Raw genomic sequence first — 17,566 nt, 5'->3', positions numbered from 1 at the left:
CTTGAGCGCTTGATTGTATGATTTTTGTCATGCAAATTAGTGCGATACCCTTTCCCGAACAGCTAACTAGCCAAGGTTTAACTGTGATCTCTATCACCGACTTTATCTTCTCTTTAAAATTTACATTGTAAGGTTTTTGATAAAAGGTCAATAAAATCAATAGGAATTTAACTTTAACAGTGTATCAGCAGATGTAACACTTGTTGTGTTGTTAATGATAATGGTTATCATCACGCCGCATAATACTTAAGTGGGGTTATTGGATGAAACATTTTCGCTATTCTTTGTTAGCAATTGCATGTGCTACGACATATTTACCTGCAACGATTTACGCGGCAGAAACCGCTGAAGCGAGCGCTATTGAGCGGATCACCGTTTACGGTAGACAAAACCAAGTTGTGATGAATTCAGGTCTGGCAACTAAATCAGATATGTCATTAATGGAAACACCTGCGGCAGTCGTGATTGTAGACGAAGAGCTAATTCAAGCCCAAGGTGTCGATAACCTGCAAGATTTAGTGCGTAATATTAGTGGTGTTACACAAGCGGGTAACAACTATGGTATTGGTGATAATTTAGTTATTCGTGGTTTAGGTGCAAACTACACCTATGACGGTATGTATGGTGGTGCTGGTCTTGGAAATACTTTTAATCCAACTCGCTCACTTACCAATGTGGAATCGGTAGAGGTTCTAAAGGGGCCTGCTACCGGTCTTTATGGTATGGGGAGTGCAGGCGGTGTAATCAATCTTATTGAGAAAAAACCGCAATTTGAATCTCTAAATGAATTCACAGCAGAAGTTGGTCAGTGGAACACCTACTCACTCTCGGTTGATAGTACCGCGGGGATCACCGATAACCTAGCGTACCGAGTCGTTGCTAAGACCGCTCGTAGCGATGGCTACCGTGATATTGGTACCGATAGAGATGAAATTTATACCTCTTTGAAGTATGTAATGAGTGATACGCAAGATCTAATGCTGTCCGCCAGTTATATTAAAGATGCGATTGCGGTAGATTCAATTGGTCACCCTATTCGAATCTTTAACGCTGAATCTGTGGGCGGGAAAGGTGCAGGCGAAGTCAGTTGGGAAGACTTAATTAATGATCCCAATAATGCGGGTTTGCAGCTTACTGATGAGCAGCGACAGCAACTTGCGAACTCGCTTTCGAGTAGTGATGGGAAAACCCCCTATGCATTTGGCCATGCAGGGATTATCTCACCGATGGCAAAAGATAATGAAGGTGAAGAGCTGCGTTTTAAGTTAACTCATAATATCTATTTCAACGACAATCTATTCTTAAACCAACAGTTGCAGTACCGTAACTATACGTCAGGCTTTGCGCGTCAGACCGGCGCTTATAATTACGTTTATTGGGACAGACGTGGAAAGATTAATGAAGATCCACGAGCACCTTTAGTTGAAGATGGAGTACTGTATCCATTTGCGGCACGCCGTCAGGAGTATCGTAAGGTTGAAGCTGATGAAAAATCATGGCAGTACTTTGCCGATCTGCGTTACGACTTCCAAATTGGCGAGATTGATAACGAATTATTGGTAAATGCTAACTTCGAAGACAGAGATATTGCATTTAAACAGTACTCTATTTATGACGCTGACAAAGTGATTAAAAACAAAGCTGGCGAAGTCGTTTACCAAGGCTCGTTACCTTATATCTATGATATTCGTAATCCTAACTGGGCTGCTGGAAGCTTTGAGGATCACGACCCATTAATGACCAGTAATTACAATAAAAAGGTCAGTGCTTGGGGCGTGGGTCTGCAGCATGTTGGATACTTGGGCTATGGCTTTACCACCCGTATTGGTGTGGCATTTAATGAGATTAAGCAGTCTTACCAACACTTGGGTGTAGATCCCCGTTATTCTGCAAGTAAAGCAGAGCCAAGAGAAGAAGCTGATACAACAGATAATGGAGTTACCTACAATTTAGGGGTGACTTATATGCCAACCGATGACTTATCACTGTTTGTAAATCATTCAAAAGGGCGTACCGCCTATAGTATTCTTGGTGGTATTGAAGGAACGGGCGATGACCGCGCTGATTCAGAGTCAGTAAGTGACGACATCGGTATTCGTTATAAAGCCTTTGAAGATCAAATGTTGGCGTCTTTAGTCTTCTTTAAAAGTGCCCGCACTAACCTCGAGTATGGAAACCCAGACTATGAAGAGGGCGTTTCTGCTCCAGGAACGGTGAAGAGCTTTTATAACGGTAAAGAGGAAACCACTGGTGTTGAACTTGATTTAAATGCGCATATCAACGAGCAATGGATGGTTAATCTAAACGGCGTTTATCAAGATGCTCGAGATAAGAAAGACCCGAATAGAAGTAGCTACGATACTCGTCAAAAAGGCGTACCATATGTGACGGCTAGTGCCTGGGTAACTTATGGCGCGGATTGGTTCTCTCTTGCCAGCCCACTAAATATAAGCTTAGGTGCTAAATTTGTTGATGATCGTAGTACTAACTCTAGTTCATTTGGGATCCCAGATGGCTACGTGCCTAGCTATACAGTACTCGATTCAGCGATTAGTTATGATGTTGAGCACTGGAAGCTGCAGCTTAACGTGAATAACCTCTTCAACGAAGAGTATTACAGCAAAGCGATGTTCCTAGGCGGTATGCCGGGAGAGGAGCGTAACGCTAAGCTGTCGTTAACCTATCGTCTATAGTGTTAGTTTCACTCGATAATGCAGCCAGTGGCTGCATTTTTTTTAAGCTTGATAAATCTATATTTGAGCCGTCGCTACCGCAATACGATGAGTCTTTTTTGGCTGAAGAGTAAACATATTCTCCACCTAAGAGTTATGTTAGTTTAACCTTTCAGTTACAACTTAAAAGGGAAAGCATCGTTATGAAAACTCGCTTTAAAACATCTATTGCTTTGGGCTTGCTATGTGCCCTTACGGCTCCATTAAGTGCGATTGCAGCTGTTACAAGCATAGAGAGCTCTGTCGATCGTTCGATGCCAAAACTTGAAAAACTCTACCTGCATCTGCATCAAAATCCTGAGCTGTCATATCAAGAAAAAGCCACCAGTGCACGAATGGCAAAGGAGTTAGCGGCACTAGGATTTAATGTGACTGAGCAGTTTGGTGGGTATGGCGTTGTTGGCATCTTTAAAAATGGTGACGGTCCAACAGTGATGATCCGAGCCGACACCGATGGATTGCCAATTACTGAAGAGACTGGCAAACCATATGCGTCAAAAATAACGACTACGGACGCCAGTAATAGCACAGTAGGGATTATGCACGGCTGTGGCCATGATATTCATATGACGAGTCTGATTGGTACTGCGCAGCAGATGATTAATCATAAAGCAGATTGGAAAGGCACGTTGATGATGGTGGCACAACCGGCTGAAGAGGTTGGTGGCGGTGCAAAAGCGATGCTGAAGCAGGGGCTATTTAGCCAATTTTCTACACCTGATTACGTGCTCGGGTTACATGTTAGTGCAGGGCTGCCTGCAGGAAAAGTCGCCATAGCGCCAGGATATGCTTTGGCAAATGTCGACTCCGTAGATATAACGGTAAAAGGTAAAGGGGGGCATGGTGCCTATCCTCATTCGACTAAAGACCCTGTTGTTCTAGCATCGCGTATGGTGTTGGCGCTGCAAACCATTTCTAGCCGTGAGATCTCGCCACTGGAGCCAAATGTGATGACTGTGGGCTCTATTCATGGTGGCTCTAAACACAATATTATTTCAGATGAGGTTAAGTTGCAGCTTACACTACGCTCCTACAACCCTGATGTGCGTTTACAGCAAATCGATGCGCTTAAGCGCCTTACGCGAGGGATTGCGATTAGTGCTGGCGTTCCCGATGAACTGATGCCAGTGGTTTATGTCCACGAAGAGGAGCGGATCCCTTCAACTTATAATGACCCTGCTTTGGCTATGAAGGTAAAAGGGAGTATTGAAAAAGAACTTAGCGCCGACAATGTTCTAAAGTCTGAACCCGTTATGGCAGGTGAAGATTTTGGTTTATATGGTCTTACTGCAGAAAAGCGCCCGATCACTATTTTCTGGTTAGGTGCGGTCGAACCTAACGCTTACCAAGTGAGTTTAGACACGGGCAACAGTTTACCTTCATTACACTCAAGCAAGTTCGCCCCCGATTATCCATTAACGATCAAAACGGGTGTAAGAGCTTTGAGCGCAAGTGCAATGGATCTTTTTAATAGGCATTAATACCAATTGCATTAAGTATTTGGCCAGTTCAGAGTCCCTCAGTCTTTTCAATTCAAAGCGCATTGGTAAAGAAATGGTTATTCTCTTTTAAGCCAATGCAAAGCAGAAATGGAAAGGCTGAGGGGCTCACGTAGTGCGGCTGAGGTTAAACAAATTGGCAAACGCTGTATGCTTCGCTATGGGGTTTGGGTATACGACTAAATGGTCTATTTTGTTCCATACAAAATAAGACATTCCGGCCCTCCTTGGCGGTCAGATTTAGGAGGTACGAGACCAAGGATGGTCGAAGGTAGAATAATGCAGGAGCAATTATCGAGAGCGAAGCAGGATGCCAGAGCCGAGAATAACTATTAGCTCAAATCTCACTACTTAGCTACAACGTTTTGAATTCCCGCTGAATGGTCAAACTTTTAATGCAATTGGTATAAACTATCAATTGTGTGCGGCTAATGGCTAATGATTAGTTAGTCGCTCACACCGTTTTATCTATTCATTGTAGCTTATTCTCGACTTTACTTAGTAGTAACATCGTTTCATCTTTTAGTTTAATAAGCTGTTTTTGCGTGACAATATCCACTGATTGCTTTACGTATTTATAAGCCGCCGAGTAGTTATATTCTATTAATGCGAGTCGCGCTAAGTTATTTAGCGCAATCACTTGCCCAGCCTGATCTCCGACCATTTGATGGTAGTCCACAGATAGCTGATATTGTTGGCTTGCGGTGTCATAGCGCCCGAGGCGTTGGTTGACATAACCTGCCCACGCCGCAATATATGCCAGATATAGCCAATCTTGGGAGTTTGCGGCGTGGGTGCGGCTTAACGATAACATTGAAAGTGCTCGCGTTAACTCCCCTTGCTCTATATAACTTTTAGAGAGAGTTAAGCCGAGCCTAGCTGACTCTCGGCGGTTATTGATTGCATTAGCCTGTATTAATCCTGAATTTACTCTCTTATCGACTTTGGAATATTCGCCTTTTTTAAGCAATATTTCCGCTTTCTGTCTTTGTGCTATCAAGTTATTTTCTTCAGCCACTAATAGCTTATCTAGCTGAATTTCAGCGCCATCTAATTCACTATATTGCAACAGTTGCAGCGCCAATATCAGTCGCTGATTATCAAAAAAGTACGTGCTAGTTATATTTTTAGCACTAACTGCAGCAGCTGTTTTTTGGTTAATTAGCTCGGCAAAATCTAGGTAGAGTAATTTAATTGTCTCAGCGCTAACCTGTCCGGTTTGCTGAAGGTTTGGGCCGTAAAGGTGATAGTTAAGGTGATAGCTACCATTGTCTTTAGATAAGGTTGTTTCTGCGACTAAAGCTGCACCTGACTGAGTCAGCAATTGCGACAATTTTAGCGGTCGAGTATCTTCAATGTAGCTAGCATTTTGCGCCAATAGATTAATTACATCTTCAACTTGAAGTATGGGGTAGGTATTAGATTGGTGTAACAGGGCAATGATGGATTCCTGTTGCGCATATTGTTGCCACAGCGCAGCATGAGTCGTTAAAGCGGACTTAACCGGTAATACAATGACGGCACCTTTTTTCATCGGGGTGAATTTATCTTGCGGGTAGAATATAAATCCCAAAATCAAAATAGTTAGCGCAATGACGACAGCAAGCTTAATACGAAGATGACTCATTAACTATGATCCTTGAACGATACTTTCAGAGTGCCCACTTACTAATATTAGTTTAAATATAATAAGCTTCGCTGATCTTTTTCGGCGAGTTCAGCGCTATTTATTGGTCCTTTCAGGAGCACAAGCCTCGAAGATAGGCTGCTTTAATATAAGAGCATAGACTTCACTCAGTGTTATTGAGTTTACCAAGGGCGCGACCATTGGAGGCAATCAATGCTTCGCCTAAATGGTGGTAGGTGCTTAGCTTCAACCTGGCGCAATGAGAGTATTATTTAAAGTGGCCGCCAACAAATTAAAAAAGTAAGTGCATGGTGTTGCGCTCTCTCTAGTGTATTGAAATTAACAGGAAAACTTAGTTTGAGCTAGCACCTCTGAACACTGGGTGAGCTTATTAAAAGGCCGCCAAAAATTAGCGGCCTTGATGATATGTTTAGGTGTTCCAAGGGTTAGGAGGTAGCTTATTACCGCTATCGCGAAGATTACTTTTGGACCGGTTGTTGGCGCTTTTATTATCATTGCGCTTCTTAGATGGTGAGGTTCCTAAGCTAGGTTTGGATTTGGACTGTTCATTATCCTTGGTTTTCTCAGTCATCTTTTTAAATTTAGGCTTAAAGTTCAATACTGATATCGGTACCTCTTTACGAGGGGCAAAACCTTCTATCTCTCTTCTTTCAAGCAGATGCCCTAGGCGACTTTCAATCATGCACAGGTTTTTGAAATCATCTTTAGAAACTAAAGATACCGCTTCACCATTGGCTCCTGCACGACCTGTTCGACCAATGCGATGGATATAGTCATCGGCGGGGTAGGGTAGATCATAGTTAATCACCAAAGGTAATTCATCGATATCGAGACCTCGAGCAGCAACACCAGTCGCTATTAATAGTCCAATTTCTCCAGCCTTAAAGTCAGCAAGGATCTTCTCTCTAACCTCTTGGCTTCTACCACCATGGATACATTCAGCGTTAATGCCACGCTTTTCGAGCTGGCTTACAAGTTTTGCCGCGCCTTGCTTGGTTTCAATAAAGATCAGCGCCTGATGCCAACTGTTTTCCTTAATCAGGTGGCTCAATAACGCCGATTTTTTATCTTTGTCTACTGTGGTTAACCATTGTTCAATTTTAGGTTTGGAATCAGTATTGGCGATAACTGATATTTCAACAGGTTTATCAATCGCTGTTTTGGCTAAGGCTTTCACTTGATGTGATAGGGTTGCTGAAAACAGTAAGCTTTGTCTGTCTGCTGGCAGCTTATCCATGATTTTATCAATGTCTTCGATAAAGCCCATATCGAGCATTCTATCGGCTTCATCAAGCACCAGAATATCTAACTCATCAAAATGAATTGCTCGCTGGGTATACATGTCCAGCAGACGGCCTGGTGTCGCGACTAATATGTCGACCCCGTCTAGCAGACGTTGACGTTGTGGCTTGGCATCCACGCCACCATACATTGCCATTGAAGTCAGCGCTAAATGTTTACCGTAAAGTGCAATGTTGGCTTCAACCTGCACTGCAAGCTCGCGAGTGGGCGTTAAGATTAATGCTCTAATTCGTTTTTTACGTTGGGTCTGCGATTGACTTAGGAGCTGTAAGATGGGCAATACAAAGCTTGCTGTTTTACCTGTACCTGTTTGCGCTGCGGCGATCAAGTTTCGCCCGCTTAAGATCACCGGAATGCTCTTCGCTTGGATTGGAGTAGGGCTGGTGTAACCTTGTTCGGTTACAGCGGTAACGATTGGATTGCTTAATCCAAGCTTAGAAAACGGCATGGTGAGTCTCTGTTATCAGTTGTGATATTGCGTATTGCAGGTATAAGCGCCGAGTTATCACGGTCGCTGCAATAGATTATAACAGTATGTAGCTATAATCGGGTGATATTGTTCTTACCATGCAGCTGCTATTTCATGCTGACTTTGCCACCGACAAATTTATAGGCAGGAGCACCGCGAATGAGTGTATCTCTAGCAAATATTTGGCCGCATTTCGGGCAACGACAAGCCGTTGTAGTGTAGTCGGTGACAATACGTTCTTTAAAGCATTTGACTAATGCGCCTTTGCCGCCTTTTCGGTATTTAAAGAGGATGACTCTGCATTTAGCGCAAAATATCTCAACAGTCTGCGTTGGCCCTAATTAGATGGTCCGCCTCACCCCTAAGCTAACCTTAGGGTTAGGCAATCAAAGAGGCGAACCATCATGTCTACTATTAAAGTAATTGGAATCGATTTAGGCAAATCTTCTTTTCATCTTGTTGCTCATGACTATAGCGGTCGAGAGCTATTTCGAAAGCACCTTTCTCGTGCAAAGCTTATTGAGTTTCTATCTCAAACGCCTGCAACCGTCATCGCTATGGAGTCATGCGGTGGCTCACATTGGCTAGCTAGAAAGTGTCAATCTCTTGGGCACGAAGTTAAACTGATCCCCCCTCAGTACGTTAAGCCTTACGTCAAAACCAATAAAAATGATTACATAGATGCCGATGCGATAGCTGAAGCGTCAACGCGCCCGTCGATGCGTTTTGTGGGTGTTAAAACAGAATCATCCCAAGTTATCTCAGTGATTCAAAGGATCCGTTCAAGCTACGTTAAAGAGCGTACAGCGTGCATGTCGCGTATTGGCGCTATCTTGCTTGAGTTTGGTATGAGCTTTCCTAAAGGGCATGCCAAAATGAAGGTGTTGTTTCAATGGCTTGCAGATAAAAAAGAGCCTATTCCTCCCATGTTAATGCAGGAGCTAATTGAACATCACGAGTACTATTCACAGCTTAATAAGCGTATAGCAGGGCAAGATAAAAAACTGAAACAGCTTGTCGAGCAAAGCGAAGAGGCTCAACAGCTTAAGTCAATCCCAGGTATAGGAGATCTAACGGCGAGTCAGTGCTTAGCTGATATTTCTGATGCAAATAACTTTAAGAACGGGCGACAGTTAGCCGCATGGATAGGATTAGTCCCTCATCAATACTCAACAGGTGGTAAAACCACGTTATTGGGGATAAGTAAGCGAGGTAATAAAGCGTTAAGAACGCTGTTTATCCATGGCGCACGCTCCATATTATCGCGGCCAGAAGTTGCGGTTGCGGTGTTTGGTGAATGGATTTTAGAGCTCAGAGCAAGGAAGCCATTTAACGTAGCCGTTGTTGCTTTGGCGAATAAGTTAGTGCGGATAGCATGGTCGGTATTATCGACCAAGCAAGCATTTGAAGTAAGAGTTTAAACCGAGTTTGCAGATGATAGAGAAGATGACAGAACGGTCAGACCACTAGATTGAAGACCTGACATAAAAAACAGCAACGCAGTATGCTTTGGGCTTTTTGAGGACAATCTAGCGCGGAACTCATCGTGGAGCAGGTGGTAAGCACCTAATGAAGACTCCGAATACATTAGCGCAAACCAACCTCGTTATCGAAAATATCATTTGCAATAACGAGGCGGACCATACATTTTTTATTGGGTTTTGCCATGATTTAGTTTTACTTTTTTATGTTGTGGATGATTTTGCCATATCAAGTAGAGCGCTGTCGCTGTTTAATTATTCAAACTAACTTTTGAATAATTAAAAAGAGTGTTTAACAAATTGGCAACCCAGTTTATGATGATTGCTATATAGGAGTTTTGTCAAAAGTATTACAGGTAAGTAAATGATAAAAATAGTAAAAATATCGGTCGTGACGCTACTATCCATAGTGTTCTTATCTGCAGTTTCAATATACCTATTACTGTTTATGAGCTTGCCTAAACTCGACGCATCGATAGGCAGTAACGCCATCAGTAATGACATCACTATTGCACGGGACCGCTTAGGTACGGCGGTGGTTACGGCTGATAGCCGCCAAGATGCTGCTTACGGCTTGGGATATGCTCACGGACAAGACCGCTTTTTTCAAATGGATCTTCTGAGGCGAAATTCTGCAGGCGAGCTATCAGAGATATTTGGAGAGAAGGCTTTGCAGTTGGACAAAAGCCGTCGTTTTCACCAATTAAGAAAACGAGCCAATGGGATTGTTGCAACATTGTCAAAGGATCATCTAGGGCTTTTGAAAAGTTACGCTCAAGGGGTTAATGATGCTGTTGATGCCCAAGCAATAAGTAGCTTTGAATATCTAGTTACTGGCGCAAAGCCAAGACCTTGGGAGCCAGCCGATAGCCTGTTAGTGATCTACAGTATGTACTTGGACCTGCAGGGCAATACTATCAAGCGCGACCTAACTCTTACCTATATTAAATCGATATTTGGCGCGCAGATGCTGGACTTTATTATCCAGCCTAGTCGCTATCAAGCTGCGCTCGATGGCAGCTTAATTAGTTTGAAGCAACCAGTGATCCCATTGATGTCACCTCAGTATGTCGCTCAGGCGAAAACTAAATCGATAACAGAAACATTGGATATCGGCAGTAATAATTGGGCGGTAACGGGAGAGCTAACCGAAAATGGTAAGGCAATGCTCTCTGACGATATGCACTTGTCTTTTTCTGTGCCTATCATTTGGTACAGAGCACAGCTTAATTACTCACAAAGTGATGAAGATATCAGTATTACAGGGGTGTCACTGCCAGGTGCTCCCGCCATTGTCGTTGGCAGCAATGGTCATGTGGCTTGGGGCTTTACCAATGCTTACATAGATACTGCCGATTGGATTGAAATTGAGAATAGCTCAGATCTGGCATTCGAAGATGAACAGATATTACTGCCAGATTCTTCCGTTGAATATAAGATATTGATGTCTGAGTATGGACCTGTGAAAGGAACATTAGCACAGCATTATGCACTGTCTTGGGTCGGGCACCGTGATTATGCGGTAGATATGTCGTTAGTTGAGCTCGATAAGGTAAAAGACGTGCAGCAAGCGATAACCATAGCTAGCAACATGGGGATCCCGGTTCAAAACATGATGCTTATTGATACTGCTGGTAATGCCGCTTGGAAACCAGCGGGCGCTTTTCCATCAAGAACAAATCCAAGTGACGTTGCAATTAAGGAGTCAGAGTATCAAGCCGATAACTGGCTTATTGATCACGCACAGTTGCCAGAAATGATTAATCCACAAAGCCATCGATTGTGGTCTGGCAATTCCCGTGTAGTATCAACAAAGCAACATGAAGTACTAGGAGACGGTGGTTATGCGCTTGGCGCGCGCAGCTCACAGATCCGAGACCGTCTCTTTGCCGGAGATAACTTTTCTGTTGATGACTTCTATCAGTTGCAGTTAGATAATGAAGCTCGTTTTTTAACGCCTTGGCATCAGCAATTAGTGACCCTTTTAAATACTCAGCCAAAGCGCTTTGCTAAGGACATCGCTTATTTAAATAATTGGCAAGCGTGCGCCTGTAGTGATTCTGTCGGATATACTTTGGTAAGACAATATCGACAGCGACTTATTGATAGCACTTTTGCACCGCTTGAAACACAGCTAGGTTTGTCTTCACAAAGCTTGTCGCCAGTTAAACGCTATTTGGAACCTGCGATTTGGCAACTCATAGACGCTAAACCCCCATCTTGGTTACCGAGTCAATATACTAATTGGTCGGAGTTTATGATCAGCAGTTACCGACAAAGTAAGCAGCAGCTATTAGCGACTTACAGTAAAGACAATGATATGGATGATTTAGCATGGGGCCTCGTTAATCAATTAAAAGTTCAGCACCCTTTCTCTAAACAAATTCCGATACTAAGTACATTGCTCGATATGCCTGTCGTCAACGGTTTTGGTGATAGTTATATGCCAGCCGTTCAGGGAGCATCATTTGGCGCGTCGCAGCGATTTATTGTGCAAGCTGGCGATGAGGAAAATGGTGTATTAACCATACCAGGAGGTCAATCTGGTCATCCATTGTCCGATTTCTATCGGTCAGGCTTTGGCGAATATGCTGCTCAGCAACAAACCCCTTTATTACCAGGTAAATTATTGCATCGAATAGAGGTAAGTGCTCAATAGATGATTAAGCTTCGTAGGAGTGTTAAGGGCGCAGTTGCCCTTAATTGATGCTGCATTTGATTAAATGTGAACTTTTATTCGCAAAGTGGCCTGTAATTTAAAAAAGATTTAACACTGATGAACTGCTGCTGGTTGGTTTATATGTTTGTCTTTCATGCTTTAGTTGAATATTTATTCTGGATAAGCTTGGTATGTCATTTGGTAATAACTTATTCCTAATGGTGGCTCTCAGTCGTGGAGCTAAACAATCACCTGTATCTTTGTTAGTATTGGATACAAACGATTACACTTGTGAATAATTACGCAATGAACCTGGCTAAGTACCTTGTTGTTAGTGTGGGGCTGTTAAGCTTATCTGCATGTCAAAAAGATCTAACTTTTCAGATTGCATTAGCGGCCGAAAGCACTCGCTTCAGTGCAGATACTCAACAGGAGTCAGTGGCTTGTGATATTGGTATTTATGTAACCAATGAGATGAACTTCGGTGTAAAGGTTGCCCCTGAGTTGACTATATATACTGACGATGAAAAGTACACAATGAGAATTAAGTCATGGGGTGATGATTGGGATTATTTAGTTGCCAAAGATGGTGATGAAATCAGCAAACAAGGCTTGTGTTTTAAAGAGATAAACCAAAAATCTTTTAGCTGTGATGAGATTATGTCTGCCTTAGCAAATGAGCAGTACGAGTTGACGCTCAACCGCTGTGAAAAACTCGACCAATCTCAAGTCGATTGCAATATTGATGTGGAGTTAGCTCAAGAGGGGATTAGATTTAAAAAAGATGAGAAGTTGACTCGCCTTTGACTCTCTCGTTATGACTTTTATTTAAACGATGTTAGTGTCATTTCTGCGATCTATAAGAGGAAATGCTACTTATTTGCTTCGTCCTTTATATAGCCTCACCTATAATTACTCTACCTTTTCTTAGAATCTTGATACTGCGTGCAAAAACATATTTTATTATTGAACATTTGTGGCTTAGTGCTTTTTGGGCATGCTGCAGCCAGCGAAACAGAGTTTAAGCCAAGTCACTGGGGGCAGTTTATCTTTGAAAATGATGCCTTCGGCGTACTTGAGCCTACTGATGATGGTTACAGTAATGGTGTGGGGTATGCGTGGGGTGATTCTGTTGTTCAGGGGTTTGATGATATTGATATGCCTGCCTGGATCCGTGCAGCGAGTGATTGGAGTTATATAAACCAAGGGAATGAAGGGCAATACAGCATTAGTTATGCCATCTTACAAGGCATGTATACTCCGTCAGATTTAGATACCGAACAGTTGCTGACTGATGATAGACCTTATGCTGGAGTGTTGTTGTGGCAAGCTAAATTACGCCAGTATGATGACAATGTTGCCACGAGCCTTGCACTTAATTTGGGGGTCGTTGGCCCAGCCTCATTAGCCCAACAAACTCAAGGTGTTATTCACGCAATTATCGATGCTAGAGATCCTCAAGGTTGGGATAATCAACTTGAAAACGAAGCTGTGTTTCGCATTGAGTCTGAATACTTACATCGTTTTGGACAATTAGCACTGACAGATAATGTGGCTACAGATGTGAGTTTTTACAGTCAAGCTGGACTGGGGAATTTACGCAGTGATGCTGGCTTTGGTTTAACATTCAGAATTGGAAGTGGCCTGAATGAAACTTACGCCAGTATTAATCCAACCGCTTCTCATAGTGCTAATCCCTATGCTTATATGTCTGATAAAGGTTTTAACTGGATGTTGTTTTTTTCAGCTTACGGTGGTTATGTGCTAAACGATATTACACTTGATGGTAATACTTTCAAAGATAGCCACTCAGTTGAATTGATCAATGAACAAGGCCAATTGAGTATGGGGTTTGCCATGCGCTGGGGGAGTTGGGGGATCTTATTTTCAACGCTACGTGGTAGTGATCATTTCGAGGGGCAAATATCTGACACCAATTATGGCGCTGCAAGCATAAGTTACCATTATTAAGCTCTAGGCTAGTAAGCCTATCTGCTCACTGGAACCTCAAAGCGAATAGGTTATATAAAGTCGAAAGGAATACACATTTGCGGCGAGTTAATAGTCAATGTCGTCTGGTATCTAGGGGCTGTTGATCTTTCGAGCTTAGTTTTTGTTCGGTTCTTTACCGTAAGGAATAATGCTTCTAGTACAAGGCTTGAGCGATAAAGCTTAGCTGGCTAAGTGAAAAGCTCATAACACCGTTATAGAAGCATTGAATCGAACCCAAAGGGCCGCGTTTCTTGGCTATTTTTACTGTGTTGTAGACTATTTGTGGAGAATAACTAAACGGCATAGCCTCCGCCTTGTCAAAATAGCCAATAAACTGCGGCAAAAACAACCGTGAAAGATCAACAACCCCTAGTCTATTGCATGAGATAATCTGCTATTATGCCCCCCTAAATTCTACTCAAATGTCATAAAGTATGTCCACTGAACGTGATTTAGCGCCGAAACAACAGCGCAGTTTAGATACTCAGAAAAATCTATTAAAAGCATTGCACATCTGTTTAGCTGATAAATTCTTCGAACATATTAGTATTAAAGATATCGCTGATACCGCGGGAGTTTCAGTGGGTACCTTCTATCGTCGATTTAAGGATAAAGAGTCACTATTGCCATTGTTGTATCAGGATTTTGGTCATGATTTGATGATGTGGGTTACTGCAATGGAATCTGAAGAGTACCAAAGCTTACATGATGCTTTGGTGAAAATGGTTAGCGGGACTTATGTTTTCTTATTAGAAAAGGAGAGTGTATTTCGCACATTGCATCTTAATTCGAGGCTTCATTCTGAAATATTGGCATCAGATAAAGTGGTAAATAGAGACGTCGTTTATCAGAAACTATCGGCTATTTTAATGCGTTATGACAAAGAGATCGGTGCAGTCAATAAATCGCAAGCAAACGACATCTGTGTCTATATGATGGTAAATACCTTGCTGGACAAAGTACTTTACCCTGGGTTAACGCCAGCGACAGCGTGCAGTTTAACTGCAGCGGAATTTACAAAAGAGTTGCCAGAAGTGCTATTTGCTTATCTAGTGAAGTCCTAATGACCATGCCATTAAAAAGTTGTTTATTGCACAGGAATTAGGACCACGTTAAGCAAGCCTGTGACTTTTACTTAATCGTTAGTCTTTATTATCCGAGGGGATATCATTAGCCGTGATAGTGACTTTATAATATTGGTTTCGCCCACTTTCCTTTGCTTGATAAAGTGCCTTATCAGCCATTTCGGTGATCTGCTTACCTGTAATAAAGCTGTTGTCTTGATAAGAGTGGTTGGGCATAGGTAGAACTTGGCACACGCCAAAGCTGACGGTGATATAATCGCTGACTTCTGAGCTTGGGTGAGGCAAAGCTCTATGCTGTAGTGACTGTAATATCTCCGACAATTTACGCTCTAACGGGGCAAATGGAATATCACTGTAGAGCATTATGAACTCCTCTCCACCAAAGCGTGCGCACATATCTTCAGCTCGCTTAAAGTGTTGTTCTAACATCTTCGCGACCTCTTTTAATGCTTCATCCCCCGCTAAATGCCCTAAGGTATCATTGTATTTTTTAAAGTAATCGATATCGCCCAAGATGAGCGTAAAACCGATATTTTGTCGCTTTAACAATTGAATTTGAGTTGCTAGATGGAGTTCAAACGCACGGCGGTTGGCTATTTGTGTCAGTTCATCAACGTAAACTTGATGGCTAAGCAGTGTGTTTTGTCGCTGCACTGTCCCCAACAGAGCATTAAAATGAAATGATATTTTTCTAAGTTCGGTAATGATGTAGTTTTTAGGAAGCTCTTTATATTTTTGCTTTTTGTCCATTGCTTTGATGTTTCGAGCAAGGCGCTGGACTGGGCGAATGATGAACCCTGAAAGTAAAAGGTACACTGTAATCAATAGCATAATCATGGCGAAGAAAAGGCTTATCATGCCTATTCCCCATATAGATGGCGCTTGGCTATTGGTATGATATAGCGTCAATTTCAGTATTGCCTCTCCTTTAGTGTTACGAATGACTCTTTGGGAAAAGGGTAATATTTGAGTCAGTTCTACTTCAGCATCCCAATCTTTGAGGCCTTTTGCTTCCTGTTGACTACTGATAGGCGTCATTACAACCGGTGTGGCCGTAAATTGTGAGATTTCATTAACCAGTTCTTGATTAATCAAGCGTATGAATATTAGAAAGCCATTGGAGGGTAAACTTTTATCTGATAATAATATTGGGGTTGAGCTATAGAGTGCTGGACCTGACAAAGTTGATACCACTCCTGTTTTAGCTAAAACCTTTTTGCCATCATAAGGAGTGTCGATGAGAACTCTATTCTCAGGAAAAGTACCAAACTGGTGTAAGTTAAAGGTTAAAGCATGTTCGTTTTTGTGGTGAAAGCCTTTTGAATATAATAATTCTGCTTGGCTATTTAAGATAAAAACTCCATCAATCTCTAAACGGATAAATGTATCATTCAAAAAGTTTTCAACCAGATATCGTAAACTATGTTTAGAGGTCGGTTGTAGTACATATTCAAAAGTTTCATCCCAAACTGCATAGTCATAATTAAGGGTTACCATCGGCTTATTGATCCGCTTAATAGCAAAAATCATACTATTAAGCTCTCTCTCTGAAAGCTTTAACATGGTAGCTTCAAGTTGCGGAATTTGAATAAAAAAGCGATAACTGAAAATCACCGCTGTGAATAACATTACGATGATGGTAAATACTCTAATTTGTAGTTGATTAAAGCTGAGGGTTCTCAATGTCAATTAGGCGCCTATTGTAAGTTGGACATTTTCGTAATGTACAAAGAGGAGGTTGAGTTAATTGTAGCAGTAGTTAATTAATTCGCTTCGGTGTATAGGTTAACGTTTGAAACCACAGATATTTGAGATTTTAAAAGCAGGGAACACTGCATAAGAGTGAATGATGAGACAAATATTGAGAGATAGAATAGTGGCAATCTGTGACAAAAAAATTGCAGCAAAAGGCGAGGGGGTTGGCGTTTCATTTTATGCCTTTTTTGCTAATAAAAATGATGAGCCGCAGTCATTGATGGAAGTCGCTAAGTGGTGGATTGAAACACATCAATTGGACCATTTTGTTAAGGCCCAAAAGGTTAAACTGTTAATTGAAGCAGGGTTATAGGAAGTATGAAGTTGCCCCATTTTAGGAAGGTAGAGCTATGTTTACATTGGAAGTAGATTCAGGTTTGACACTGACTTTGGTAGAAAAAACATTTGCCGCAAAATACCTAAAAATTGTCTCACAGCAAAGAGCGTACTTAAGTCAGTGGCTGGTATGGCCGCTACTTGCCCATGATGAGGTTTTTTTTGAGGGCTTTATTGAAAAGTCACTGCATGACTATGCTATCGGTAAGTCGTTAGTTTGCGGCATGATTTATGATGGTGAATTGGTAGGGAATGTAAGTTTTAACACAATAAATCAATCACTCAAAAAAGTAGAAATAGGCTATTGGTTGAGCGCTGAACATCAAGGCAAGGGGATCGTTAGCAGATCGGTGGCTAAGTTAATTGATTTAGCCTTTACTGAACTGCAAATGGAGAAAGTGGAGATTTTTGTTGCCACTGAAAATAAGGCTAGCCGCAGTGTCTGTGAGCGCTTAGGCTTTGAGCTTGAAGGTGTCATTACCAGAGCTGAACAGCTCAACGGTCGCACGTATGATCACGCAGCCTATGGTTTGAGCCGTGGTGGTGGGGTGAAAGTCATGAGATCAACTCGGTAATAGTAGTCATAAAAAAACCATCGAATTCACTCG

Annotated in this window: 14 protein-coding genes; 9 read left to right on the top strand and 5 right to left on the bottom strand. The window is 42.1% G+C overall.

The genetic code is table 11. The features are described from left to right. The first annotated feature begins 263 nt into the window (after window positions 1–263). Both SWP_RS15940 and SWP_RS15935 read left to right on the top strand, forming a co-directional pair. The gene (locus SWP_RS15940) at window positions 264–2,693 is read left to right on the top strand and encodes a TonB-dependent receptor (RefSeq protein WP_020913606.1); all 2,430 of its coding nucleotides are present in this window, start codon (window positions 264–266) and stop codon (window positions 2,691–2,693) included. Window positions 2,694–2,875: 182 nt separating this feature from the next. Then, the gene (locus SWP_RS15935; RefSeq protein ID WP_020913604.1) at window positions 2,876–4,213 is read left to right on the top strand and encodes a M20 metallopeptidase family protein; all 1,338 of its coding nucleotides are present in this window, start codon (window positions 2,876–2,878) and stop codon (window positions 4,211–4,213) included. Between the two features lie 490 nt (window positions 4,214–4,703). On the opposite strand, the gene SWP_RS15930 is transcribed toward SWP_RS15935, so the two are convergent. The 3 genes from SWP_RS15930 to SWP_RS23575 all read right to left on the bottom strand — a co-directional run bounded on the left by SWP_RS15930 (window position 4,704) and on the right by SWP_RS23575 (window position 7,967). After that, window positions 4,704–5,858: a tetratricopeptide repeat protein gene (locus SWP_RS15930; protein ID WP_020913603.1), complete on the bottom strand. Its 1,155-nt coding sequence runs from the start codon at window positions 5,856–5,858 to the stop codon at window positions 4,704–4,706. Window positions 5,859–6,288: 430 nt separating this feature from the next. Further along, on the bottom strand, window positions 6,289–7,629 hold the full coding sequence (locus SWP_RS15925; protein ID WP_020913602.1) for a DEAD/DEAH box helicase: 1,341 nt from the start codon (window positions 7,627–7,629) through the stop codon (window positions 6,289–6,291). A gap of 128 nt (window positions 7,630–7,757) precedes the next feature. Beyond that, window positions 7,758–7,967: a hypothetical protein gene (locus SWP_RS23575; protein ID WP_079892004.1), complete on the bottom strand. Its 210-nt coding sequence runs from the start codon at window positions 7,965–7,967 to the stop codon at window positions 7,758–7,760. A gap of 87 nt (window positions 7,968–8,054) precedes the next feature. Between SWP_RS23575 and SWP_RS15920 the strand changes: the two genes are divergently transcribed. From SWP_RS15920 to SWP_RS15905, 4 genes are all read left to right on the top strand, one after another. Next, a complete protein-coding gene (locus tag SWP_RS15920) occupies window positions 8,055–9,071 on the top strand; it encodes an IS110-like element ISSpi6 family transposase (protein WP_020912304.1) in 1,017 nt (338 codons plus the stop codon). Window positions 9,072–9,495: 424 nt separating this feature from the next. Next, window positions 9,496–11,790: a penicillin acylase family protein gene (locus tag SWP_RS15915; RefSeq protein WP_020913601.1), complete on the top strand. Its 2,295-nt coding sequence runs from the start codon at window positions 9,496–9,498 to the stop codon at window positions 11,788–11,790. A 291-nt stretch (window positions 11,791–12,081) separates the two neighbouring features. Then, window positions 12,082–12,597 carry a hypothetical protein gene (locus tag SWP_RS15910; RefSeq protein WP_020913600.1) on the top strand — a complete coding sequence of 172 codons (516 nt, stop codon included), beginning with the start codon at window positions 12,082–12,084 and terminating at the stop codon, window positions 12,595–12,597. Between the two features lie 138 nt (window positions 12,598–12,735). After that, window positions 12,736–13,761, top strand: a complete 1,026-nt coding sequence (locus SWP_RS15905) for a lipid A deacylase LpxR family protein (RefSeq protein WP_020913599.1) — start codon at window positions 12,736–12,738, stop codon at window positions 13,759–13,761. A 175-nt stretch (window positions 13,762–13,936) separates the two neighbouring features. Here the strand turns inward: SWP_RS15905 and SWP_RS24225 are convergent, their stop codons facing one another. Then, the gene (locus SWP_RS24225) at window positions 13,937–14,086 is read right to left on the bottom strand and encodes a hypothetical protein (protein WP_187148506.1); all 150 of its coding nucleotides are present in this window, start codon (window positions 14,084–14,086) and stop codon (window positions 13,937–13,939) included. Between the two features lie 130 nt (window positions 14,087–14,216). Here SWP_RS24225 and SWP_RS15900 point away from each other — a divergent pair, with 130 nt between their 5' ends. Then, window positions 14,217–14,846, top strand: coding sequence for a TetR/AcrR family transcriptional regulator (locus SWP_RS15900; protein WP_020913597.1), 630 nt, complete (start codon window positions 14,217–14,219; stop codon window positions 14,844–14,846). 78 nt (window positions 14,847–14,924) lie between these two features. Here SWP_RS15900 and SWP_RS15895 read toward each other — a convergent pair whose 3' ends face one another. Then, complete coding sequence (locus tag SWP_RS15895) at window positions 14,925–16,556, bottom strand: sensor domain-containing diguanylate cyclase (RefSeq protein WP_020913596.1); 1,632 nt, start codon at window positions 16,554–16,556, stop codon at window positions 14,925–14,927. A 160-nt stretch (window positions 16,557–16,716) separates the two neighbouring features. On the opposite strand from SWP_RS15895, the gene SWP_RS15890 reads away from it, so the two are divergent. Beyond that, window positions 16,717–16,935: a DUF6500 family protein gene (locus tag SWP_RS15890; protein ID WP_020913595.1), complete on the top strand. Its 219-nt coding sequence runs from the start codon at window positions 16,717–16,719 to the stop codon at window positions 16,933–16,935. A gap of 37 nt (window positions 16,936–16,972) precedes the next feature. Beyond that, window positions 16,973–17,533 (top strand): GNAT family N-acetyltransferase, encoded by a 561-nt coding sequence (locus tag SWP_RS15885; protein WP_020913594.1) that lies wholly within the window; start codon window positions 16,973–16,975, stop codon window positions 17,531–17,533. The last annotated feature ends 33 nt before the right edge of the window (window positions 17,534–17,566 follow it).

It is taken from the genome of Shewanella piezotolerans WP3 (genome assembly GCF_000014885.1).
Classification (GTDB): Bacteria; Pseudomonadota; Gammaproteobacteria; order Enterobacterales; family Shewanellaceae; genus Shewanella; species Shewanella piezotolerans.
The sequence above is the reverse complement of the archived record's forward strand: the minus strand, read 5'-3'. Positions and strand labels throughout refer to the sequence as shown.